Origin of the sequence: Loktanella sp. R86503, assembly GCF_042466455.1 — a bacterium.
In the GTDB taxonomy this organism is placed as follows: domain Bacteria; phylum Pseudomonadota; class Alphaproteobacteria; order Rhodobacterales; family Rhodobacteraceae; genus Loktanella.
On the sequence record NZ_JAXHCI010000004.1, the window covers coordinates 1 to 25130 of the forward strand.

General features: G+C 55.0%; 13 protein-coding genes and 5 pseudogenes. 13 read left to right on the plus strand and 5 right to left on the minus strand.

Going from position 1 to position 25130, the window contains the following annotated elements:
* Positions 1-108: 108 nt before the first annotated feature.
* The 8 genes and pseudogenes from SJY10_RS16120 to SJY10_RS16155 all read left to right on the plus strand — a co-directional run bounded on the left by SJY10_RS16120 (position 109) and on the right by SJY10_RS16155 (position 14325).
* Complete coding sequence (locus SJY10_RS16120) at positions 109-4926, plus strand: hypothetical protein (RefSeq protein WP_386684810.1); 4818 nt, start codon at positions 109-111, stop codon at positions 4924-4926.
* Between the two features lie 203 nt (positions 4927-5129).
* A complete protein-coding gene (locus tag SJY10_RS16125) occupies positions 5130-6311 on the plus strand; it encodes a TolC family protein (RefSeq protein ID WP_386684813.1) in 1182 nt (393 codons plus the stop codon).
* Positions 6308-8467 carry a type I secretion system permease/ATPase gene (locus SJY10_RS16130; RefSeq protein ID WP_386684817.1) on the plus strand — a complete coding sequence of 720 codons (2160 nt, stop codon included), beginning with the start codon at positions 6308-6310 and terminating at the stop codon, positions 8465-8467. The genes SJY10_RS16125 and SJY10_RS16130 overlap by 4 nt, the downstream gene beginning before the upstream one ends.
* Positions 8464-9645, plus strand: coding sequence for an HlyD family efflux transporter periplasmic adaptor subunit (locus SJY10_RS16135; RefSeq protein WP_386684820.1), 1182 nt, complete (start codon positions 8464-8466; stop codon positions 9643-9645). The genes SJY10_RS16130 and SJY10_RS16135 overlap by 4 nt, the downstream gene beginning before the upstream one ends.
* The gene (locus SJY10_RS16140; RefSeq protein WP_386684823.1) at positions 9635-11362 is read left to right on the plus strand and encodes a hypothetical protein; all 1728 of its coding nucleotides are present in this window, start codon (positions 9635-9637) and stop codon (positions 11360-11362) included. The genes SJY10_RS16135 and SJY10_RS16140 overlap by 11 nt, the downstream gene beginning before the upstream one ends.
* Positions 11363-11752 (plus strand): annotated as a pseudogene (locus SJY10_RS16145) (IS5 family transposase); the annotation flags it as partial.
* Positions 11753-11906: 154 nt separating this feature from the next.
* Entirely contained in the window at positions 11907-13097 is a 1191-nt protein-coding gene (locus tag SJY10_RS16150; protein ID WP_386684825.1) for an NADH:flavin oxidoreductase/NADH oxidase family protein, read from the plus strand.
* Between the two features lie 229 nt (positions 13098-13326).
* The gene (locus SJY10_RS16155) at positions 13327-14325 is read left to right on the plus strand and encodes a tyrosine-type recombinase/integrase (protein ID WP_386684828.1); all 999 of its coding nucleotides are present in this window, start codon (positions 13327-13329) and stop codon (positions 14323-14325) included.
* An 878-nt stretch (positions 14326-15203) separates the two neighbouring features.
* Here the strand turns inward: SJY10_RS16155 and SJY10_RS16160 are convergent.
* Positions 15204-16160, minus strand: coding sequence for a PAS domain-containing protein (locus SJY10_RS16160; protein ID WP_386684831.1), 957 nt, complete (start codon positions 16158-16160; stop codon positions 15204-15206).
* Positions 16161-16856: 696 nt separating this feature from the next.
* Here SJY10_RS16160 and SJY10_RS16165 point away from each other — a divergent pair.
* Together SJY10_RS16165 and SJY10_RS16170 are read left to right on the plus strand one after the other, a co-directional pair.
* A complete protein-coding gene (locus tag SJY10_RS16165; RefSeq protein ID WP_386684834.1) occupies positions 16857-18743 on the plus strand; it encodes a PAS domain S-box protein in 1887 nt (628 codons plus the stop codon).
* Positions 18744-19088: 345 nt separating this feature from the next.
* A complete protein-coding gene (locus SJY10_RS16170) occupies positions 19089-19340 on the plus strand; it encodes a DDE-type integrase/transposase/recombinase (RefSeq protein ID WP_386684934.1) in 252 nt (83 codons plus the stop codon).
* A gap of 183 nt (positions 19341-19523) precedes the next feature.
* On the opposite strand, the pseudogene istB reads toward SJY10_RS16170, so the two are convergent.
* Positions 19524-20318, minus strand: a pseudogene (gene istB / locus SJY10_RS16175) (IS21-like element helper ATPase IstB).
* Positions 20308-21881 (minus strand): annotated as a pseudogene (gene istA / locus SJY10_RS16180) (IS21 family transposase). The pseudogenes istB and istA overlap by 11 nt, the downstream one beginning before the upstream one ends.
* 417 nt (positions 21882-22298) lie before the next feature.
* Here istA and SJY10_RS16185 point away from each other — a divergent pair.
* From SJY10_RS16185 to SJY10_RS16195, 3 genes are all read left to right on the plus strand, one after another.
* Positions 22299-22478: an integrase core domain-containing protein gene (locus tag SJY10_RS16185; RefSeq protein WP_386684936.1), complete on the plus strand. Its 180-nt coding sequence runs from the start codon at positions 22299-22301 to the stop codon at positions 22476-22478.
* 198 nt (positions 22479-22676) lie between these two features.
* Positions 22677-23150, plus strand: a complete 474-nt coding sequence (locus SJY10_RS16190; RefSeq protein WP_386684837.1) for a hypothetical protein — start codon at positions 22677-22679, stop codon at positions 23148-23150.
* Complete coding sequence (locus tag SJY10_RS16195; protein WP_386684840.1) at positions 23120-24517, plus strand: sensor histidine kinase; 1398 nt, start codon at positions 23120-23122, stop codon at positions 24515-24517. Before SJY10_RS16190 ends, SJY10_RS16195 begins: the two co-directional genes overlap by 31 nt.
* Positions 24518-24833: 316 nt before the next feature.
* Here SJY10_RS16195 and SJY10_RS16200 read toward each other — a convergent pair.
* Together SJY10_RS16200 and SJY10_RS16205 are read right to left on the minus strand one after the other, a co-directional pair.
* Positions 24834-24989: pseudogene (locus tag SJY10_RS16200) on the minus strand (ATP-binding protein); the annotation flags it as partial.
* Between the two features lie 21 nt (positions 24990-25010).
* A pseudogene (locus SJY10_RS16205) lies at positions 25011-25124 on the minus strand (transposase domain-containing protein); the annotation flags it as partial.
* Positions 25125-25130 lie beyond the last annotated feature (6 nt).

Consider the following 25130-nt stretch of genomic DNA (forward strand, 5'->3'; position numbering starts at 1 on the left):
TCTGCAAAGTCTTTGCTGAAAATATTCGCTTGATTCACAGAAAATGTTCTCAATACTAGAGGCGAGTTGTATAGTTAGTTTAACCTACAGGTTGCAAAGGACATTGTTATGGCAGTCTTCACACGCACTCCCGACACCGTGAATATCTCCGAGCAAGGCAGTGTAACCACTGTCGTTGTTAGCGGGCAGGGGGACGTCATAGTCCAAGGTAGTTCCGTGTCGATTGGTAGCGTTGAGCGCCAGGGCAACGACCTCATAGTCGGCCTTTTGAACGGCGAAACCTTCCGGATCGTTGGCTACTTCGGCAATGAAGAGAGCATCACGGTATTTTTCGAGGACCCGGACGGGGCAGTGGCGGTGCTGTCAGATGTGCGCGGCGGCGGTGATGATCCACTTTTGCTGTATCTCGTGGATGCCAGTGAGGTGACGGGATCGATGGTCGGCGACGTCGGGGCGTTAGGTATTCTTGGTGCACTCGGCGGTGTCGGCGCCGCGGCAGCGTTTGCCGCTGGCGGGTCCGCGGACGCCGACGCAGATGGCGATGCTGACGCGGATGCTGACGCCGACGCAGATGCCGATGCCGATGCCGATGCTGACGCGGATGCGGACGCGGATGCTGACGCAGATGCCGACGCGGACGCCGATGCAGATGCCGACGCGGATGCGGATGCCGATGCAGACGCCGACGCAGATGCCGATGCAGATGCCGATGCTGACGCGGATGCGGACGCGGATGCTGACGCAGATGCCGACGCGGATGCGGATGCCGATGCAGATGCCGACGCGGATGCGGATGCAGATGCAGATGCAGATGCCGACGCGGACGCCGATGCAGATGCTGACGCGGATGCGGACGCGGATGCTGACGCAGATGCCGACGCGGACGCCGATGCAGATGCCGACGCGGATGCGGATGCCGATGCAGATGCAGATGCCGACGCGGACGCCGATGCAGATGCTGACGCGGATGCGGACGCGGACGCCGATGCAGATGCCGACGCGGATGCGGATGCCGATGCAGACGCCGACGCAGATGCCGATGCTGACGCGGATGCTGACGCAGATGCCGACGCGGACGCCGATGCAGATGCCGACGCGGATGCGGATGCCGATGCCGACGCGGATGCCGATGCAGATGCCGACGCGGATGCCGATGCAGATGCCGACGCGGACGCCGATGCAGATGCTGACGCGGATGCGGATGCCGACGCTGACGCCGACGCGGATGCGGATGCCGACGCTGACGCCGACGCCGACGCGGATGCAGACGCTGACGCCGATGCTGACGCGGATGCTGGTCCCACGGTAACCATCGGTACGGTGACCTCGGATGCGGCAGGCTTCGTGACAGTTGCGGGAACCGCCTCCGAGCCTAGGGCATCTGTTGCAGTGACCTTCCCGGACGGCACGACAGGAACGGTAACGGCGGATGCTGCGGATGGTAGCTTCAGCCTGACCTCGCAGGCCGGTGGCCAGCCCGATGCTGAAGCGAACGAGATTTCAGTTGTTGCGACGGATACAAACGACGTCGCCGGCGCGCCGGTCACGGCCGACTACATTGATGCAACCGGTCCTACGGTCACCATCGCGGCGGTAACCTCGGATGCGGCAGGCTTCGTGACAGTTGCGGGAACCGCCTCCGAGCCTGGGGCATCTGTTGCAGTGACCTTCCCGGACGGCACGACAGGAACGGTAAGGGCGGATGCTGCGGATGGTAGCTTCAGCCTGACCTCGCAGGCCGGTGGCCAGCCCGATGCTGAAGCGAACGAGATTTCAGTTGTTGCGACGGATACAAACGACGTCGCCGGCGCGCCGGTCACGGCCGACTACATTGATGCAACCGGTCCTACGGTCACCATCGCGGCGGTAACCTCGGATGCGGCGGGCTTCGTGACAGTTGCGGGAACCGCCTCCGAGCCTGGGGCATCTGTTGCAGTGACCTTCCCGGACGGCACGACAGGAACGGTAACGGCGGATGCTGCGGATGGTAGCTTCAGCCTGACCTCGCAGGCCGGTGGCCAGCCCGATGCTGAAGCGAACGAGATTTCAGTTGTTGCGACGGATACAAACGACGTCGCCGGCGCGCCGGTCACGGCCGACTACATTGATGCAACCGGTCCTACGGTCACCATCGCGGCGGTAACCTCGGATGCGGCGGGCTTCGTGACAGTTGCGGGAACCGCCTCCGAGCCTGGGGCATCTGTTGCAGTGACCTTCCCGGACGGCACGACAGGAACGGTAACGGCGGATGCTGCGGATGGTAGCTTCAGCCTGACCTCGCAGGCCGGTGGCCAGCCCGATGCTGAAGCGAACGAGATTTCAGTTGTTGCGACGGATACAAACGACGTCGCCGGCGCGCCGGTCACGGCCGACTACATTGATGCAACCGGTCCTACGGTCACCATCGCGGCGGTAACCTCGGATGCGGCGGGCTTCGTGACAGTTGCGGGAACCGCCTCCGAGCCTGGGGCATCTGTTGCAGTGACCTTCCCGGACGGCACGACAGGAACGGTAACGGCGGATGCTGCGGATGGTAGCTTCAGCCTGACCTCGCAGGCCGGTGGCCAGCCCGATGCTGAAGCGAACGAGATTTCAGTTGTTGCGACGGATACAAACGACGTCGCCGGCGCGCCGGTCACGGCCGACTACATTGATGCAACCGGTCCTACGGTCACCATCGCGGCGGTAACCTCGGATGCGGCGGGCTTCGTGACAGTTGCGGGAACCGCCTCCGAGCCTGGGGCATCTGTTGCAGTGACCTTCCCGGACGGCACGACTGGAACGGTAACGGCGGATGCTGCGGATGGTAGCTTCAGCCTGACCTCGCAGGCCGGTGGCCAGCCCGATGCTGAAGCGAACGAGATTTCAGTTGTTGCGACGGATACAAACGACGTCGCCGGCGCGCCGGTCACGGCCGACTACATTGATGCAACCGGTCCTACGGTCACCATCGCGGCGGTAACCTCGGATGCGGCGGGCTTCGTGACAGTTGCGGGAACCGCCTCCGAGCCTGGGGCATCTGTTGCAGTGACCTTCCCGGACGGCACGACTGGAACGGTAACGGCGGATGCTGCGGATGGTAGCTTCAGCCTGACCTCGCAGGCCGGTGGCCAGCCCGATGCTGAAGCGAACGAGATTTCAGTTGTTGCGACGGATACAAACGACGTCGCCGGCGCGCCGGTCACGGCCGACTACATTGATGCAACCGGTCCTACGGTCACCATCGCGGCGGTAACCTCGGATGCGGCGGGCTTCGTGACAGTTGCGGGAACCGCCTCCGAGCCTGGGGCATCTGTTGCAGTGACCTTCCCGGACGGCACGACTGGAACGGTAACGGCGGATGCTGCGGATGGTAGCTTCAGCCTGACCTCGCAGGCCGGTGGCCAGCCCGATGCTGAAGCGAACGAGATTTCAGTTGTTGCGACGGATACAAACGACGTCGCCGGCGCGCCGGTCACGGCCGACTACATTGATGCAACCGGTCCTACGGTCACCATCGCGGCGGTAACCTCGGATGCGGCGGGCTTCGTGACAGTTGCGGGAACCGCCTCCGAGCCTGGGGCATCTGTTGCAGTGACCTTCCCGGACGGCACGACTGGAACGGTGACGGCGAATGCTGCGGATGGGAGTTATAGCGCGACATCTGTTGAAGGTAATCAACCTTTTGCCGAGATTAATGAACTACAGGCTATAGCAACCGATCTGAATGGTGTCATAGGGGTTCCAACAGTTGCCGATTATAGCGGCCCTGCCATTCAAGCGGTCGACGATCAGGCTTCTGTTGGCTTGGAGGTTACGCCAGTCCCGACACCTCAAGATTCGTTGAATGGATCAGTCGGTAGCTTGCTGAGCCTTGGTGTGCTGGGGAATACCGTGCAAGTCAGCGTACTATCCAGTGTAACAGCATTTGTTGTGGAAGATATTCCCGCTGATGCGACGCAACAAATCAGTGTAACTGGAGGTGGTGGCCAAATTCTTGGCGTTGATCTGATCGGCGATGCCGACCTTGATTTGTTTGTCTTCCGTCAAGAGGCAGGCAGTTCCGAAGCAACGCTAGTTTTTGTTGAGAAAGATTGGCTTCAATACACTGCGGGTTTCACTATTCCTGTCACGGGTATTTCTGTCGCAGGAAGTTGGAATGGCGCAGAGCTCGCGTTGCCGGAACTGCCCGGTGGGGCAAGCTACATCGTTGCTGTAGGCAACAATGGCGGCTTGCTTAATGTCGGCCTTGCGGGAGGCATTGAGGTGCAAACGACGTCCAATGTCCTCAATGACTTTGGGACCCCGGCAGAGGTCAGCGGTACTGTAACTGGCAATGTCATTGATGGTGGTCCGAACGGCGGCGGGGATACCGTGCCAGAAGGAACACTCGTCACGGCGGTCAACTTCGACATTGTCAATGGGGCGACCGATATCGATGGTTTGTATGGAACTTTGACGATCAACCCGGATGGCAGTTATAGCTATGTCGCTGACGAAACGTTCACGGGTAACTATGGCGACACCGATGATTTCGCCTATACGATCACTGCGCCGGGCGGTGAAACAGGTATGGCCAATCTGAGTATTTCCCTTGATTTCGAGGTGGGTACGATTGATCCGATTTCGGATACTGCGGGAAGTCAGGATTACGACTTTGGAATTGGTCTTGATGTGCTGAACTATGATATTCTTGATGTGAGTGTGGACACGGTTAACAACTTTAACCTTCCAGAGGGCGATGCGATAAATCTGTCCGCGCTTATTCCCGAAGCGACGTCGGCGGATCTGGATTTGTTCGTTGAGGTTGAGGTTCTTGATGGCGATACGGTCATCTCTGTCGATCTGACGGGCAGCGGTAGTTTTGAACCGCTTGTGACGTTGACCGACGTTAGCCATACGCTGGACGAACTTCAGGAAGGCATACTAGGGACCTCATTGGTGTAGCGTTGACTGCTTTCATCGTCCGCCCCGCGGGCTCCAGGGTCGCAGGCTTTGCCTGCGGCCTTTGGGTCGCCTCAGTTTTAACAGCCTGTAGCACACAATCGCCGCAGGAATTGGTTGCCATATCGCCGGGATTGAATGTGCAGCAGACCGATACGGCCATCCCTGCCGGGGACGTAGCGCAGGCCACTGATGTCGCACCAATTGTGCTGGCAACGCTGAAAAATCAGGCCTCGATCGCAGGCGCGGCAGAGCGGGTCAAATCGCGGTTTGCCACTGTCAAAGTACAACAGTCAGGTTTTTATCCTCAGATTTCTGCCGGGATCGGTTCTAACCTCGTCGGAAACGACGATCCCACACCACAATTGCGTCTGACCGGCTCACAATTGCTGTATGACTTTGGCCGGACTGGGCGCGGAGTGTCGCGTGAGGTCCTGCTCGCCCAGAAGGCACACCTTGATTTTCTTGAGGTCGTCGACGACGATCTGACAGAAATGCTGCGTTTGATGGTGGAATACGACAGCCAGTCAGAGCAGGTCAGTCTTGCCCGTGACAGGCTGACGCGCATGCGGGAATTGCGTAGTCTGGTCGAGAACCAAATCATTGAAGGAGCCACGACCGGCAGCAGCCTGATCGAAGCGGAGCGCCGCGTACAGACTGCGGAAACGTTGTTGCTGCGCACCGAACTTGCACAGGCCGGCATTCGCCGTGCCATTGAAGCCGAAACCGGCGTCGCAAACGCTGGAACAGGTCCGGGGCTGAACCTTGACAGCTTAAGCTGCGGCAACACGCCTTTTGACGTAGGTCTAGTCGCAGCAGTCCGGATGGCGCAGGTTGATATCGCAGTAGCGCAGCTTGACTTACAAACTGCACAAACCACACGGCTACCCGCAATTTCCTTGGAAGCAGCGTCAAACCACGACTTTTCAAACCTGTCGGACACCAGCAATGTCGGCATAAATGTCAACGTCGACACGACTGTGTTCAATGGTGGCGCAATGCAGTCGCGCAATGCGGCCGCAGCCCGTAACGCGGCGGCTGCCGAAGCCACGTTCAATGGAGAACAGCAAATGGCTCTGCGCAGTTTCAATAACGCGCAGGATGCTGTCAGGTCGCAGATGGTTTTGGCGGACGCGCTGCGCGATCAGTCGGATCTGCTGGACGAAACCCGAACGCTCTATCTTCAGCAATTTGTTGAACTAGGAACCAAGACGCTCGATGACGTTTTGGATGTTGAAGAAGAATACCACCAAAACCTGCTCGATATCGCACTTGCGCGTCAAAATACAAAGCTGGAACAGGTCACTTGTCTGGCTGCCCAAGGGCTGCCGCGGCGTTTTGTTGGGGTCGATGACACCCTACTTTATGGATTGGCATTGGGGCCATGAAAACAAAGCTTGTTGACCTGAAGACAGTTGAACCGCAAGGCAAGACTGCCGGAAGTAAAGGCTCGCTGTTGCAAGCCTTACTGTCAGTTGGCCGCAGCTATGGCCTGAAGTCGTCGCACGAAACGGTCCGGATTGCTTTGGAGTGGGCTGACAATCAGGGAACGCCGCTCGGACCAGAAGAAGTTGCTGAACGGTTGGGGCTGGATATGCACGCGGTCCGTATGAACCCGGCAAAGTTCGATCATCTGGATCCGCCAATCCTTATCGTACCACACACTGCCGAACCTATGGTGATCGATACTATTACACAAACTGGAATTGCGGCATTCCGGCGGTTCGAAGGGGATCGCGTGTATCCCAATGAACGTCGCATTGAGGATCTGATCGAAGCAAATTCCAGGGTCTTCCTTGTGCGGCCCCGGCGCGGACTGTCGGATGCACGGATTGACAGCTATATCGCGCCGGTCAAGGAAAACTGGCTACGCAAGACGCTGTTCCCGAAGCTGACACCATATTGGTCTGTGATCGCGGCGTCGTTTATGACTAATGTTCTAGCGCTGACCGGTATCGTGTTTTCAATGCAGGTCTATGACCGCGTCATTCCGGCGCAATCCTATCCCACACTTGCGGTATTATTTAGTGGTGTCGTGCTGGCCTTCGTTTTCGAGTTCTTTCTAAAGCAATCGCGGATCGTGTTGCTGGATGCTTTAGGCCGAAAGGCGGGGTTACGGTTGTCGGAAACAGTGTTCGGACGCGCATTGCGGGTGCGATCCGATCACCGCCCGACATCAACCGGGAGTTTTATTGCGCAAATCCGGGACATCGACACGATGCGAGAGGCCATGACATCAACTTCTGTTGGTGTGCTGATGGATTTGCCATTCTTTCTTATGTTTACGGCCATCTTTTGGTGGATTGCCGGTCCACTGGTGCTGATCCCGCTTTGCGCGTTGATCGCTATCATTCTGCCAGGTCTGCTGGTTCAGCCGAAACTTCGAAAAGTAGCGCAAAGTGCGCAACGCGAGGCAGCATTACGCAATGCTATTCTGGTCGAAACGATCCAGGGGGTGGATGATATTAAAGCCATGCAAGCTGAACATCGGTTCGAGGGGATTTGGCAGCAGACGTCGGCCAGCACGGCAGCGGCGCAATCTTCGGAACGGAGGATCGTTGGGGGGCTGACATCATGGACCCAAATTGTCCAGCAAAGCGTTTATGCGATCACAGTAGCGATTGGCGCACCGATGGTCATGAATGGTGATATCACGACCGGAACACTAGTCGGCGCATCCATTCTCGGATCGCGAATGATCGCCCCCATGAGTCAGGTTTCTGGTGTGCTGTCGCGTTTGCAACAGGCGCGCAGCGGGGCGCAGGGGTTGAATAACATTATGAAGATGCCGATCGATCACCCGGATGCGGAAAGTCGTGTGTCCTGTGCTCGGCTTGGCGGCAACTTTGCGTTCGAGGATGCGATCTTCAAACACAGGGTCGATACCGCTAATGCCCTGATGGTCAGAAGACTGCAGATCTCACCTGGGGAACGGATCGGGCTGATTGGCCGGAATGGGGCCGGAAAATCAACCTTGCTGCAAGCCCTGTCAGGCCAGTTATTTCCGACCACCGGACAAATGCGGGTCGATTCCCTATCGATCGATGTCATCGACCCGTCTGACCTGCGGCGCGACATAGCCTTGTTGTCGCAAAACGCGCGTTTGTTCTATGGCACCCTGCGGGACAACCTGATGCTGGGCAAACCCTCTGCCACGGAAAAGGAGCTGCTGGCGGCCTTGGATATGGCCGGCGGAAACGCTTTCCTTAGCCGGTTTGAGCGCGGATGGGACTATCAGATTATGGAAGGTGGTGGGGGACTGTCGGGCGGTCAGAAGCAGTCGATCCTGTTGGCCAGATTGATGCTGCGTCGCCCCTCTGTCCTGCTGCTGGATGAGCCGACATCTGCAATGGATGATATGACTGAAAAGCGGTTTATCGAAAAGCTAGGGAAATTGACCATCGGTCGCACGCTAATCGTCGCAACGCATCGGCATCGGATCTTGCAACTGGTGGATCGGTTAATCGTTTTGGACAAGGGTCAGATCATTCTGGACGGGCCGCGCGACGACATTCTGGCAAAAATGCGCGGGGGCAACTCATGACTTGGCAAGCAATACAAGACGGATCGTTCTATGAGGACGATCGTGACCTTCGGCAGCAACGCAGGATCATCTGGTTAATCGGATTGGTGTTTCTGGTCGGCTTTCCGTGGGCCTACTTCGCAATTCTTGATGAAGTCACAACCGCCGACGGTGTCGTAATTCCAATCCGCAATGAGCAGGTAATCCAGTCACTGGAGGGGGGACTGGTGCGAGAGCTGAATGTCCGCGCCGATCAAGTTGTTGAAGCGAACGAGGTTCTCGTCCGGCTAGATCCAACGCGCATTGAGGCCGCCGTCGAGGAAACCGCTGTTAATCTTTTGGCCCACAGTGCCCGTATCACTCGGTTGCGGGCAGAGGTTGCGGATCTGCCGCTGCAGTTTCCGCAGGAGCTTGAAGGACAAAACGATCTAATTGCGGCAGAGACTGCGCTGTACGAGGCGCGACGCCAGAGCTTTTTAAGTTCTATCTCCCTCATTGAAGAGTCCCGAGCCCTGATGGAGGATGAGCTGGCAACGATGACACGACTTGCCGAAGCTGGGGCGTCGTCACGAATGGAAGTTGTGCGCCTAAACCGTCAAATCGTCGATCTGAACATGAGGGAAGATAATACGCGTCACGACTATTACGTCATTGCCCGCGAAGAACTAAGTGGGGCCGAGTCTGAAGCTAATGCGTTACGAGCGGAACTGCGCGGACGGCAGGACCAGTTGACGCGTGTAACGCTGCGGTCGCCGGTGCGGGGTATCGTCAAGGACATTGCCGTTTCCACCGTCGGTGGCGTAGTACCGCCAAATGGGCAGCTGATGACGATCGTGCCGCTGGATGACGAGCTTTTGGTTGAAGCGCGCGTTCAGCCGCGCGACATCGCCTTTATCCGTCCAGGGATGCGCGCCACGGTCAAAGTTACGGCCTATGATTACTCGGTTTACGGCACATTACAGGGCGAGGTGATGTCGATCTCCCCTGATTCCATTCGCGATGAAATTGACCCGCAACGGTTATACTACCGGGTTTTTGTGCGCAGCGACAGGTTCGAGCTGACCAATAAAACGGGCCAGTCGTTTCCGATCACGCCCGGCATGGTGACCGCTGTCGACATCCACACTGGTGCCAAGACTGTGCTGCAATACCTGATCAAACCCTTCAACCGTGCGGCGGAGGCTCTGCGTGAAAGATGAGGAGTTGAACGAGATCGCGGAGCCAGTTGCGGCAACCGTTCGCACAATGCTGGACCAACTACGCGACAGAATCGTGAGGCTTCCGGCACCTTATCCGCGGTACGTGATCTTTCTCTCCGCGAGCGATGGGACTGCACGGGCGCGGGTCACTACGGTTACTGCCGACAGCCTGGATGATCTGGAGGTGCAACTGACTGGACAGCCATTACGGCCGCAGATGTCGGCCGGCTATTTGCGGCTGGATTGGGCAACCTCGGTCCGGGCGCTTGCGTTTGGGGATTACTGTGCTGCCCTGCGAGTTGTTAAGCGCAATTACAGTCGCAAGGGTCTGGCGTTCGATCCTAAATTTCAACATGCGGTGACAGAAGCAGAGATTAATGCCAGCGCCTTGCTGTATCGGGGGGCAGCGGTGCCGCATTGCGCTATAAACCAAAAGAATTTTCAGGTGTTCTGGAAGCGACGCTTTGGTCAGGTGGTTCAGATGCCAGCGGCATCCGATATCATCTATTTGTTCAGTAGCGAAGGCCTGTTTCGGGACCGCGCCGAACCAACCGTTCACCGCCTGCTGCCAACCGGAAAGGATACTGGAAGACGGGCGTTTGACATGACCGACACCGATCAGGTTGAAAGCCTAATCCGGAACGGGGCGGATTATCTTGCAAAAGAGATTCATCCGGACGGCACGTTCAATTACGGCTGGCACCCCAGCTTTGATCGTCCGATCCAACATTATAACACCCTCCGCCACGCTAGCAGTACGTATGCCCTGAGCGAGGCCTATGGTCTTTTAAAGTCGCCGCATTTGCGCAACGGGGTTGAACGGTCGCTGGCGTATTTGAAAGCTGAGCGGATTATCACGCCAGACGGAACAAATGGTCCAGCCTATCTGACCGACCTTGCGAATGAGATCAAACTGGGTGGTAATGCTGTCGCGATCCTCGCAATCTGCAAACACGCAGAAACGACAGGTCATTGCGGAGACCTGCAGTTGGCCGTGCAGCTGGGCGAAGGTATAATTGCGATGCGCCGGGTCAGCGGCGATTTCAACCATGTCCTTCATGCGGATAGTCTGCAGGTCAAAGATGCGCGGCGCACGGTCTATTACGACGGTGAGGCCGCATTTGCCTTGATGCGGCTATATAAGGCCACGGGTGATCCCCATTGGCTGAACGCAGTACGGCAGGCGGTAGATCGCTTTATTGTTCAGGATTATTGGACGAATAATGACCACTGGCTGGCCTATTGCACCTCTGAACTAGCCCGGCATGATCCGAACCCGGCCTATATCCGGTTCGGGGTACAGAACGTCAAAGGTTATCTGAATTTTATAGCCAATCGGATCACGACTTTTCCGACGCTGCTTGAGCTCTGCTGCGCGACACGTTTGTTGCTGCAGCAGGCACTGACTGATCCAACCTTGCGCCCGGCGTTGGAAGGCTTGGACATTCCGGCCTTTGTGGACGCGATGGAAACCCGCGCGCAATATCTGGCAAACGGCGTGTTCTTCCCAGAAGTCGCGATGCATTTCCGCAATCCTAATCGGATTGTCGGCAGCTTCTTTATTCGGCACCATGGGTTCCGGGTGCGGATTGATGATGTAGAACACTACCTATCCGGCTTGATTGCCTACCGGGCCTATCTGAATGAACGCAACGCGTTTTTTAAATTAATCGAAAACAACGGTATGCCAAACCAGACAGAAGAGCTTAAAAAATGATTGAACACCAAGCTGCATGCTGTGACCGACGCACTAGGGCGACCTATCCGGTTCTTCATGACGGCCGGTCAGGTCAGTGACTATACCGGGGCGAGGGCATTGCTGAGCAACCTTCCGACCGCTGACTGGCTCTTGGGCGACCGGGGATATGACGCGGACTGGTTCCGCGAGGCCCTTGTAGACAAGAAGATAACGCCCTGCATTCCAGGACGGAAGTCACGCGAGAAGCCCGTCAAATACGACAAGCGCCGCTACAGAAAGCGCAACCGGATCGAAATCATGTTCGGACGTTTAAAAGACTGGCGGCGCGTGGCCACGCGCTACGACCGAAGTCCAAATGTCTTTCTCTCAGCCATCGCTCTCGCCGCAACCGTGATCTTCTGGTTATGAGTCCTGAGCCTAACCGTTCAGAAACGCTGGTTTTTGGAACGGTTTGTGCTGGCGCAGCGAAGGTCCGGTTCGAGCCCAAACCTACACAAGGTTGCCCCGCCATGCTTTTTCATGAAGGTGTCGTCAGTAGCCAAAATTTGAAGGGGCCATTCTAATGCAACAAGATCATGCTCTGTTTGATCCGTTGGAACTGCCTTGCGGTGTGATCCTGAAAAACCGGATTGCCAAATCTGCAATGTCCGACTCATTGGGCGACGGCACAGGCATCCCCACCGCTGAACAAAATCGACTCTACCAACGCTGGGCCGAAGGTGGTCTGGCCGTGTCGATTATCGGGGAGGTGCAACCCTCGCCCCACTTTGCCGAAAAGCCCGGAAATCTTGTGCTGGACGCTAACTCTGACATGTCAAAATTCGAGTCTCTTGCAGAACACGGCAGCAGAAACGGCGCGCTGTTATGGCTGCAACTTGGACATGCTGGTGCGCTTGCGTATCGCCCAATCAGTAATCCGAAAGGGCCAAGCGAACTCGACTTGCCCGACCTGCAATGTGAAGGGATGTCGCTGGACGAAATTCAACAACTTCCTTTGGACTTCGCCAAGACCGCAAAGTTGGCGCAACAAGCAGGGTTTGGTGGCGTGCAAATCCACGCGGCACATGGTTTTCTCCTCAGTCAATTCCTGTCGCCGTTATTTAACAAACGCAGGGACGAATACGGCGGGACAATCGCCAACCGTATGAAATTATTGCTCCAATCCATTGAAGAAGTGCGTAGGGAAGTCGGTCCCGACTTTCCTATTGCGGTAAAACTCAACTCCTCGGATCAATTGGTCGGCGGACTTGATGAAGATGATGCTCTTGAGGTTGTCGCAGCTTTAGACGGCTCCTCCGTTGACCTTATCGACATCAGCGGTGGGACCTACTTTCCCGGCGCGAAAGCTGCCTCAGATGGAGCGGGGCGCGGGCCGTATTTTATCGAGTTTGCCAAACGTGCACGAACCAAAACATCCAAGCCTCTTATGCTGACCGGCGGTTTCAAAACACGAGCGCAAGCAGAAGACGCAGTGAGGAGCGGTGTGGTTGATGTTGTGGGGCTCGCCCGTGCGCTTGTTCTTGAGCCGAGCCTTCCCAATCTGTGGATGGAAAACCAGATGCCAGAACCATCCTTTCCAAGATTTTCGGATGCGCCAGAGGGCGGGATAACTGCCTGGTATACTATGCGGCTAACACACATAGCGGCTGACAAAGAAACAGACGAAGTTGGCGACCTTACCCGCGCGATACGCGAATACGAAGTGCGCGACGCGAAACGCACAGAAATCTGGTCACGCCACTTCGAGGGCTGAAGTTGATTGAGAGGCTGAATGTTGGGCGGCATCAGTGGCGCTTTGTCCGCTCAGCCGCCGTTCGTCGTCCGGTTCAGCATGGATTTTGTTCGCGACCGCAACGAACGGCAGGTCCGAGCCCACTTCGCTGAATGTTATAATTCGGACATGTTGTCATCAATCAAGGCCAAGGTTGTGTATAATAAACTTGCCGACTGCATGAAATCGCTCGAACATTGGGAGACATTCAATGCCACGTAAGTTTGACCGCCACAACGAACGCGTCGAAGCCTTATCAGTAATTTCACGACTGCCTTCCTCGCGACGACATCAACTCATAGAAGAGTATCGCCAGCGGTCAGAGAACGCATTTGCTCCTGCAACCTTGCGGAACTACCACATGGTTATTCGGCTTTTTGGTAAATGGTGTGTGGATCACGGATACTCACCAGAGCCTCCAGTTAGCCCTGAAATTTTGGCCTCTTGGGTTGATGATATGGGCGGCAAACTGGCCTCAAACACGATCGAAACGAGGCTTTGGGGTATTGCAGAGCTACATCGATCTCGTTTCCTGCCATCTCCAACGCGGCATCGGCTTGTCGATTTGGCTTTGAAGGGCGTTAAGCGCAAGTATGGCACAACGCAGCGCCAAGCGCCTGCTCTTGGCAAAAAGGATGTGATAGATGCGATTGATCGTCTGGGTTCAAGTCGCTTGGAGCTACGTGACAAAGCGATGCTCTGGATTATGACTGACACTTGGTGCCGTTCTTCGGAAGTTTCTGCTTTCAAAGTAAAGAACCTATTGCGGCAAGACGATGGGAGCAGCCTGCTCTACGTCAGCCGGTCAAAAACAGATCAATACGGTGAAGGTGCCTACGCCTATCTCTCCGCAAAAGGCACCTTGGCTGTTCTTGCTTGGATTGAAGAAGCTAAGCTGAAGGCAGACGATCCGATCCTGACTAAGTCTCAAAAAGGTGCACAACATCTTCCTCTTGATCCCGCCACAATTTCACGGATTTTAAGACGCTGCACCGGACGAAAGGATGTATCGGCGCACAGCACGCGCATCGGAGGTGTGCATGACGCGTTTCGAATTGGGTGCGATCTGTCATCCATCATGGTCGCCGGCCGTTGGACGTCGCCTGAAATGCCAGCGCGATACGGACGCAAGATTAGTGCACAGCAATCGGCCGCGGCCAAGGTGTCAGAAGCTTTCAACCAAGTCGCGTTAGAAAGCGACGATAAGTAGCATTGAGCTTTCACTTGGTATCGCCGCTAGGATTGTTCGTAGCTGTGCGCATCATCCACATAAAATCGGACGATATCGTCGTAGATATTTTTGTATGGATTGGTGACCTGCTTCTACGCAACGACTGCCTGACGACGGACACTGAGGACCTGCTATTCGCGGTCTACTTCTGACTCGGGCTATAAAGGGAAACATCTCTTAACTGTTCTTTAACCTGTTTGCTTCAACATTGGGGGGTCAACACGAGGTATATTGTGCAAACTTCTGAAGCGAAAAAAATGTCCGACTATTTCATTGCCCTTGAAGCCGCCGCCGTAGAATACGCGTCAAAGTATGGCATATCTGAAACGTTCTCGAAGGCCTTAAATAACAAGCCGTCAGACGATGCGTTCAAGAAGTTGGATGCCTACGTCAAGCAGCGGCGATATTAGTCTGACGAGCGGTTCAGTAAGGCTGTTCATCGCGTCGGGCAACGGCACCCATTTATTCATGGATGAGAGGTCAAGCTCACACGCGAGCACTACAAAGCCCCACTGTCATAGGCAGACGCCAGCAACTCCGCGGACCCTAAGGCTAAGGCGGCTTTGTCCGCTGACCGACGTTTCATCCAGAAAATTGCTGCGCGATGCACGAATGGCCGCTCTGACGGGCTTCGCTGCAGCATCTTAAGAGGCGGTGAATGGCCGGTTCGGGCCGGAAGCGTAGGGCAAGTTTTTCTGCTATCGCAAAATGCTGCGGGACGGCATTCAGTAAAGAGGGCTCGAAGCCGCCGTTCGTTGCATCTGCACGGCCTCCCAAAAATCACCCTTTGTGAACGTTCGGAAACCAGCGTATTTGGTGCGATCTGAGATCCTGCGAGCGGACTTTTCAACTTTTGCTCAGAATAGTGTCAGCGGAAAATTCGCTCTCGCGACTAAGCCGGACTTCGCCCAATCCAGCGTCAGCGTGCCACCGACCGATTCGATCAGATCAGATACGATCTTGGACCCGCTGGAACGCTCTGGCTTGGTGACCTCCGGCCCGTCCAATTCACACCAGACCAATTCTAGCATTTCGACATCTTTGTCAGCAAAGATTTGCCAGTTTAGGTCGACATGCCCCGTTTCCGCACCAAGCGAGCCGTGCTTAACAGAGTTGGTAGCCAGCTCGTGCAAGACCAACGCCATGCACGACAGCAGATGGCTCGGCAGTATAATATCAGATCCGTTAAGGCTGAACTGTTTTTGACCTTTTGGTGCGTATGCAAGCAATGTCGACTGTGCGACTTCCGTCATGCTGGCGCTGTAATCGTAAGGATGGTGAATTGTATGCAGATGGGCATCGCTTAAAGCGCGGAGCCGTTCAGCGGTAATGGATCCTACGACCTTGGGATCGGCCTCCTCGCGTGCCGTCATCTTGATCACGACTTCCATTACATTGACGATGTTCCGTAATCTGTGAACAAGCTCGACATCCGCCAATTCACGCGCCCTGCGCTCTAAAGCACGCTTTTCGGTCACGTCAAGTTGGGATCCGAAGTAGAACACTAAGTTTCCGCTGTCATCCAAGATCGGGCCAATTTGCAGGGCATTCGTAAAGCGCGATCCGTCTTTGCGGTAATTAACGATCTCTATTGTCTCGACAGATTGGTTCTGAATGGCGGACCGCAAAGCGGTCAGACTATCTTCTGTCGTGTCCTTGCCCTGCAGAAAACGACAGTTCCGACCGACGACCTCATCCTCGGTATATCCGGTCAGGTCGAGGAATGCCGTATTGGTGAAAACAATAGGATTGTCCGGTTGATTGGGATCGGAAATGCATAATGGAATGCGCGAGTGCCGCACTGCCTGGGCCATAGCCCTGTCCGTGCTTAAGTCCCACCGGACACGTCCTCGCGTGATGTCCACTTCACAATCCCCGTCTGCTAAAGGCGAGACTATGACCTACCACAGAAAAAAACTCCACGCCAAGGGACCTCGACGGAACCAGATTCTAGATAGTTTGAGGCTCTTAGTTGCCGTTTGCTGCGGTGTCCATGAAGGTCCGCTCAGGGCCGTTCACGCAGGGTAAGTCTTTCTGCACTCGCAAAATGCTGCGGGACGGCATTCGGTAAAGAGGGCTCATTGCCGACATTCGCTGCAGATGCTCCCAGAAAAAAACTGGGTCGTGGCCCTGAGCGTCTGCTTTCTTAGGACATGCCCATTTAGTTTGCAGGCGCAGCGAATGTCGGCAAACCGCCCTTGTTGTCGGCGGTGGTTTTCAAGCCAATCCAATTTCGCGGGTGCAGCGAAAGTCGGAAAAGTCCGCATATAGAAGCTCCCGAAAATTTCTTTGGGAGCTTCATGTCGCCAGTGACCCTTGCAACATGACTGCACCATGCGCTTTGCACCATTTACTGCAAAGGGCTGGTGTCGTTTGTAGGCACCCCAATTCCTAGGACTTTCTACTGGCGTGGTGTCCGCCTTGGATACACCCTAAGGTTGCCTTTCATTTGACAAAAAATATTGCAACCTTGAGGGGACGCTTCAGTATTTAGTGTGAAAAACCCTGTCATGCCGAACGAACCAGTTCTTAAAGCCTTCAGGCACATCAGAGTGCCAGTGATGACCATTGATGCGTCGGGCAAGATTTCGCATAGCAATGCCGCGGCCGACAGTTTATTTGGCTATACGCAAAGCATGATGGGTTTGACCGTTTCAGAGGTCATAGACGTCCAATCTGTAGACGCGCTCAATAGCTACATCCACCCGCCTGAGATTGATGCAAATATCCAATTGATCATGGGCAAGACAAGTGCTGGTGGAGAGGTTCCTCTTGCCATTCATCTTACGGCTTGGCGTGATGAAGACGGCTTGCAGCATGCGATGATCCTTCGAAATTTGACTGAAATCGTAAAGAAAGAAAAAGCGACAAGCATCGAGCTGAAGCGTGCCAATACCGCTATTAATTCAGCCCAGATTGGTGTGTTCGAGTATTTCCCGATCGAGGATCGCGCCGTTGTTTCTGGCATGTGGCGTAAGCTGATGGAGCTGGATAGAGAGGACCCGGTTGATACTCAGGTGGAGTGGCGCTCTCGTGTGCATCCTGATGATCTTTCCACTGCATTAAAGGCGGTACGAATCTGCGTCGATGGAGAGCAAGAAAAAGCCTCGAGCGAGTACCGGATTTTATCAAAGGATGGAAAACAATGGCGTTGGATGCAAGTCAATGTCGCTGGAACAACCAAGAATAACGCGGGGCAAATCACCTCTGTTATTGGTTCGATGAGTGATATTTCAAAACGCAAAGAGATCGAATTTTCACTGCGTGACAGTAATGAACAATTCAGATCGGCCTTTGAAAACTCGCCAATCGGTCATGTCATCTTTGGTATTGATGGTACGTGGTGGCGTGTGAACACAGCGCTATGCGAGGCCTTGGGATATACTAAAGAAGAAATTGTTCTTAAAACCGCCGCAGACTTAACCCACCCCGAAAGCATGCAAAGATCATCTGAACAATTTGCAAAGCTCGGCAGGGGTGAAATTGACAATTATATCGAGGATCGAGGCTATATACGTAGCGACGGCTCAACGATGTGGGCGAAAGTAACGGTTAGCCTTGTCAGGGATACATCTGGGCGACCCAATCACATCCTTTGCCAGGTCATGGATCTGACCGAGCAGCGCCGGCTAAGCGCAATGAAGGGTGAATTCGTTGCAACCATTAGCCACGAACTTAGGACGCCCCTTACATCGGTTCTTGGCTCGATTCAGTTAATTCGTGCGCTAAAAGACGAAAACTTGTCGGACAAGGTGCAGCGCTTGCTCGCGATAGCGCACCAAAATGGTGATCGCCTTTATAGCTTAATCAACGATATTCTGGATTTCGAGAAGTTTTCAGTGAACCAAATGGATTTGTCACTTGATGGCTATGATATTATATCGCAAACCAAAGATGCGATATTGGCGAATACGCACATCGCAAACAGCTTTAACGTTCAGTATCAACTTGTTTCAGACATGGGCGATGCTTTCGGTAAAATTGATCCGAAACGCTTCCAACAGGTCATGAATAACTTGCTGACCAATGCTGCCAAATTTGCCTATCCAAATACCAATATCTTGATCCGGATCGACGATTTTGAGGCCTTCCACAAAGTGTCAGTGACCAATGAGGGCGAAGGTGTACCGCACGCGTTTAGAGACCAAATCTTTTTACCGTTTTCTCAGGCGAAAGAAGCCGATACAAGATCAAGAGGAGGCAGCGGATTGGGACTCGCGATCTCTAAACAGATTGTAGAGCTTTCAGGAGGCACAATCGGTTTTTACAGCACCATCGCCGACAAGACATCCTTTTGGTTTACAGTATTAAAGGAACCGTCGTTGGAACATAAGCCTGTTGATCATTCAGATCGTATGCCAAAGTCCCTAACCGAGCGCCAGCGAATCACATTTTAGCGCGCGTCCAGGCGCGCCCGCTTCCACTGCGCCGGTCACAATACGGCTGAACCGTCAGCCGAGAAACCGCTGCAGGCTCATCATATGAGACTGCTGCATGAGCCATACGGCTTGGCCACGATCCTACTTTTGAGGTCGAGCATGCCGCGTAGATCACCGTTCAAACACCATCGCTTTGCGCGTGAGATCATTCTGGGTGCTGTCCGTTAGTATCTGCGTTACCCGCTGTCCTATCAGGACGTGGTGGACCTGCTCGTAGAACGCGGGATCACTGTTGACCTGTCGACCGTGTATCTGTGGGTGATCAAGTTTGGCCCGGAGATTACCTAATGAACGGAGAAGCATCTGCGCCGGGCGAGTGTCGATTGGCATGCGGACGAAACCTACATCCGCGTTGGCGGCAAGTGGCGTTACTTGTGGCAGGGCGTTGATGCCAACGGCCAGATGATCGACTTTCGCCTGACGGCCCGGCGGGATGCAACGGCAGCGAAGGCCATTCTAAACAATGCGATCGAGCGCGTAAGGCTGCATCGGCCGGTCACCATCGTCACAGACAAAGCGCAAAGCTATCGACGCGTTATTCGCGAGATCAATTAGCACTACGATCCGCATTTCGATGGCATCCGACACGTCGACAAGAAGTGGAGCAATAACCGCATCGAGAGCGATCACGTTGCCATGAAGCGACTACTTGGATACCATCAGAGTGTTGATTTCCACCCAGAAGTGACCCGGGTTTTCCATCGAGAACTGACCCACCTTGATGTTATGTTTCGGTGGTCAGGCTTGGGTCAAGACATCGTTGCCCTCCCTCTTTTTCTGGGCCGCTACTGCGGCGCTGGCTTTGAAGCGGAAGCTGTCGTTGCCGGTCTCCAGGATGTGGCAGCGATGAGTCAGGCGATCGAGGAGCGCCGTCGTCATCTTGGGGTCTCCAAAGACGGTCGCCCATTCGCTGAAGCTCAGGTTCGTGGTGATGACGACACTGGTGCGCTCGTAGAGTTTGCTCAGCAGATGGAAGAGCAGCGCGCCGCCTGATGCACTGAACGGCAGGTAGCCAAGTTCGTCCAGGATCACGAGATCGAGGCGGACGAGACTTTCGGCAAGCTGTCCGGCTTTGCCTTTGGCCTTCTCCTGCTCGAGCGTATTGACGAGCTAAATGGTCGAGAAGAAGCGAACCTTGCGGCGGTGATGCTCGACAGCCTGCACGCCGAGGGCTGTTGCGACATGCGTATTGCCTGTCCCCGGGCCCCCGATCAGCACGACGTTCTGAGCACCGTCCATGAAGTCGCCGCGATGAAGTTGGCGCACCGTGGCCTCGTTGATCTCGCTGGCCGCGAAGTCGAAGCCGGACAGGTCCTTGTAAGCCAGGAAGCGGGCAGCCTTCATATGGTAGGCAATGGACCGGACCTCCCGCTCGGCCACTTCGACCTTCAGCAACTGGGCGAGCATTGCCACCGCGGCGTCGAATGCCGGAGCGCCCTGTTCCATGAGGTCGGTGACGGCCTGGGCCATCCCGTGCATCTTCAGGCTGCGGAGCATGATGATGATGGCACCGCTGGCAGGATCATGACGCATGGCGGCCTCCGGCGGTCCGGGCCCGCAGGCCATCATAGCGTTCGACATTGGCCTTTGGCTCACTGCGCAGAGCGAGTGCCTGTGGTGTGTCGATGTCCGGCCCACCGATCGTCTTTCCGTCGATCAGACGGTGCAGAAGGTTCAGCACATGGGTTTTGGTTGCGACGCCCTCAGCCAGCGCCATCTCCACAGCGACCAGCACGGCCTATTCGTCGTGGTGCAGAACCAGCGCAAGGATGTCGACCATCTCCCGGTCACCGCCGGGGCGACGCAACATGATGTCTTGTAGCTGCTTGAAGGCCGAAGGGAATCCCGCGAAGGGGGCGCCGTTCCTGAGCGCACCCGGCTTACGCTGAAGGACGGCCAGGTAATGCCGCCAATCGTAGATCGTGCGTGGTGGTAATTGATGGCTGCGCTCGATCACCCGCACATGCTCACACAGAATCTGTCCTTCGGCAGCGATCACCAGACGTTCTGGATAAACCCGCAGGCTGACCGGGCGATTGGCGAAGGACGCCGGAACACTGTAGCGTTCGTCGGGGAAACGATCCCCCGGATCGTTTCCTGATCCTCCTCATGCTCGAAGCTGATCAGGCAGGTCGGGGACACCCTCTTGCTCAGTTCGACAAAGCCATCGAAGGCGGGGGGCAATGGCATCAGCGCAGCTTGTTCTGTGGCCCAGACGTCAGCAACGCTCCCCGGTAATGATGCGTGCGGGATCTCGCCCCATAATGCCACACACTGCTGTTCCAGCCAGTCGTTCAGGGCCGCCAGATCGGGGAAGTCCGGCATGGGTTGCCACAGTCGGTGTCGGGAATCCTGCACGTTCTTCTCGACCTGTCCCTTCTCCCAGCCTGCGGCCGGATTGCAGAACGCTGGCTCAAATACATAGTAGTTTGCCATCGCAAGGAACCGCATGTTGACCTGCCGGTCCTTCCCACGACCGACGCGATCGACCGCCGTCTTCATGTTGTCGTAGATGCCGCGCTCCGGAACCCCACCGAAGACCCGGAATCCGTGCCAGTGAGCACTGAATAGCATCTCGTGCGTTTGCAGCAGATACGCCCGGACCAGAAAGGCCCGGCTGTGCGACAGCTTGATGTGGGCAACCTGGAGCTTCGTGCGCTCGCCACCAAGAACTGCAAAATCCTCGCTCCAATCGAACTGGAACGCCTCGCCTGGGCTAAACGACAGTGGCACGAAGGTGCCGCGCCCTGTCGTCTGCTGATCTCGCTGCCGATCGGCGCGCCAGTCACGCGCAAAAGCCGCAACCCGGTTGTAAGACCCGTCAAAGCCCAGAACCACCAGATCGGCATACATCTGCTTCAACGTCCGCCGCTGCTTGCGCGACTTGCCGGCCTCCGTCTTTAGCCAGCCGGCCAACTTCTCAGCGAACGGATCGAGCTTGCTCTGCCGCTCCGGCGTCGCGAACTGCGGCTCGATCGTGCTTGCGTTCAGATACTTCTTGATCGTGTTGCGCGACATGCCGGTCCGCCGCGCAATCTCGCGCAGGGGCAACTTCTCGCGCAAAGCCATACGTCGGATGATATTCAAAAGTCCCATGTGTATCACTCCAATGTCCCCCGTTGCGCATGCCGCTGGGGGAAGGGTCACATGGGTCAATTCTCAATGGAAATTATGCCGCTACCCGGGTCACTTCTGGGTGGAAATCAACACATCAGAGCTGTCGGTCACTACGATCAGCCAAAGCAACCCTGAGCAGAATAGAGACAATTCGAACCATCAAACGCGGCCACATCCATCACAAGCAGCCATGCGTTCAAGGTAAAGTCCTATTAATCAGCCAACTACTCTCTGCCGCGTAATCCACAACGTTCGCGCGGCGCTAACCTGTACTCAGCAAGTTAATCCAACAGTCCCACATAGACAGATCGCCTGAGGCGGTCAGGCATCCGCATCTCAGTGGACGGCAAAGGTCGCTATCTGGACAATATTTTCATCGAGTGGCTGTGACGCGCCCTGAAATACGAGTGCATCTACCTGCACGCTTTGGAGACTGGGTCACAGGCCCGCGCGGGTGTCCGGCAATCAATGGAGATCTACAATTGCCGCCGACCGCACAAAGCCCTTCGCGGCCAACCACCAGCAACGGTCTACTTGCTGGAAATCGAAGCACCGCATCCCGATCAGCAGGATTAGATCAAAGCTTAAAATGTGCCAGAACCTGACCAAAAGATGGGGAGCACCTCGTTTTACAGCGTATATACAATCTAAATGATATCAATTTGATCTACGTCAACCTACTGCATACCTTATTTGTACAGTAAGTAGTGGATCAATCTGTAAATGGTCGCAAACTACCTAGGGTAGATTAACTGATTCGGAGGGACTGCGGCTATGCATACGAAGAGGATGCTCGGAACTACCGTCGCTTGTCTGTCACTTGCTCTACCAACGGTAAGTGTCGCACAAGACATCTTGACTGTCACAAATGGCGAGGAAACAAAATCTTACAAATTTGAAGACTTGCTCGCTTTCGAGCAGGAAACTGTCGAGACGACAAATGATTATGTTGACGAGCTGACGACCTTCCAAGGCCCTAGCTTGCAGTCTCTCCTTGAAGCCTCTGACATCGATAGAGATGCTGAGATACAGTTGTCGGCTATCAATGACTTCACAATTTCAGTGCCTGCGGAAGATGCGTTTCTGTATGGCGTCATCTTAGCATTGCTTCGCGATGGCGAGGAAATGTCTGTCCGCGATAAGGGTCCGATTTGGGTCATCTATCCCATGGATGACAACCCGGAGCTTCGAGACGATCTGTATAACGGTCGCTTGGTTTGGCAACTAAAGAGCATCGCTGTCGAGTGACATACCGTAGCCTATTGCTTCGCGCGATTATTCTTCTGCCCCTTTGCGGGGCCGTCGCGTTCGGCGTTCGGCTAGTATCGAAACTCGGCATTGAAGTTCAAAATATCCAGACCGCAGAGCAAAGCGAACCTGTTTGGATTGCGTCGCAGCTTCAGTATGAACTGCTTCGCTTTGAGAACACCCTTGGCCGGGTCGCGTTAGGATACGATGACATTTCGGAACTGATGCCAAGATTTGATGTGGCTTGGAGCCGGATCAATGTCCTCCAAGAGGGTAAGCTGTTACGATTGATGTCTGAATATGACGTTGATCAAGCAGTCGTAATAGAATTGGAGCTGGCGTTTACAACAATTGAGCCGTCGATCGAAAACATTTCCTCGCTCGAAACATCTCAAGCAGTTCGTTTGCAAGAGATTGAGCAAATAATTATGGCACTCGATGGCTATGACATGAGATTGCGTGAATTTCTTATGGCTCTTGCTCAGTCAAATAACGAGGCGATGGCTAACTTTAGAACCGGCCTGCTCTACCTTTCGTCGTTGATCGCATACCTCGGCGCTATATTAGTCAGCGTTTTCGTTATCATCATAGCCCTAGTCCTACTGGAACTTAGATCGTCTAAAAAGACTAGCAATGCTATGCGTCTTTTGGCTCAGGAGGCGACTTCAGCATCCCAAATGAAGATGAACTTTATGAGTGTCGTCAGTCATGAGCTGCGAACACCTATGACATCGATTTTAGGTGGCTTGGCGCTCCTGAAGGTGCGTGTCGAAAAGACGACACAAGACGCCCCCACGCTCAAACTGCTTGAGGTGGCTCGGCGGAACGGGGATCGGCTTTTGATGTTGGTCAACGATATTATCGATGCTCAAGCACTTACCGAGGGGAAGGTCACTATTAATCGTAATGCTGTGGATCTGAATGATGTGGTCAACACCGCGGTCGAGAATTGTTGTGCCTACGCTGAAAAGCTTGGGGTTTCCTACCAAGTGACTACATCAAGCGATAAGATGGTTGCCTATACAGATGGTGCTCGCGTTTCACAGGTATTGGTTAATCTGCTCTCAAACGCAGCAAAGTTCACTGCGACCGGCGATGTGGTGCAAATAAAGGCGACACAGTTGAAGGGGGTGGCACGGGTTGAGGTCACCGACCATGGTATCGGTATCTCTGAAGAAGAGCAGAAAAATATCTTCACGCCGTTCCATCAAACCAACCCAGGTTCGACAGCAGGCAATAAGAGCAGCGGGTTGGGGCTAAGTATTTCTAAACAGTTGATCAATCTACTAGGCGGCCGAATGGGTGTCCACTCGATTGAAGGGAACGGGACGACATTTTGGATCGAGTTGGAGCTCATGGCTAGATAAGGTGGCACAAAGAATTGAGCGCGCCAGAACGTTGAGGGGCATTGCCAACTTATTTGCACCCGCCTAAATACGGCCTGACCCACGCCCGTTACGCTGTCATTTCGAGCGTTTAGGCTCTCTTAAGATCGAAGGCATCGGCTCTGAAGTGGCGATAAAACGGTAGCGACGAGGACGGAAAATCGTGCTAATCTGGTCTTGTGCAGCCAGAAATTTCCGCGCCTGTTCAAGTAAATTGACCCGTCTATAGATTTCCACGCGGAAGTGAGCCGGGTTTTTTCATCGAGAAGTGAGCCACCTTTAAGTTATGCTTCGGGTGTCAGGCTTTGGTCAATGCATGATTGTCCTCCCTCTTTTTCTGCGCCGCTACGGCTGCACTGGCTTTGAAGCGGAAGCTGTCGTTTCCGGTTTCCAAGATGTGGCAACGGTGGGTTAGGCGGTCGAGTAGTGCGGTCGTCATCTTAGGATCGCCGTAACCGCTCGATTGAGACCGCGGTTATGCAGCCTGGCTGTTTTGCAAAGTCATCGGCGTCCAATTCCACGGCAGTAGTTCATCCAGCCGGTTGATCTTGTGATCATGGATGCGTTCGAGGATGTCAGCGAGATAGGCCGTAAG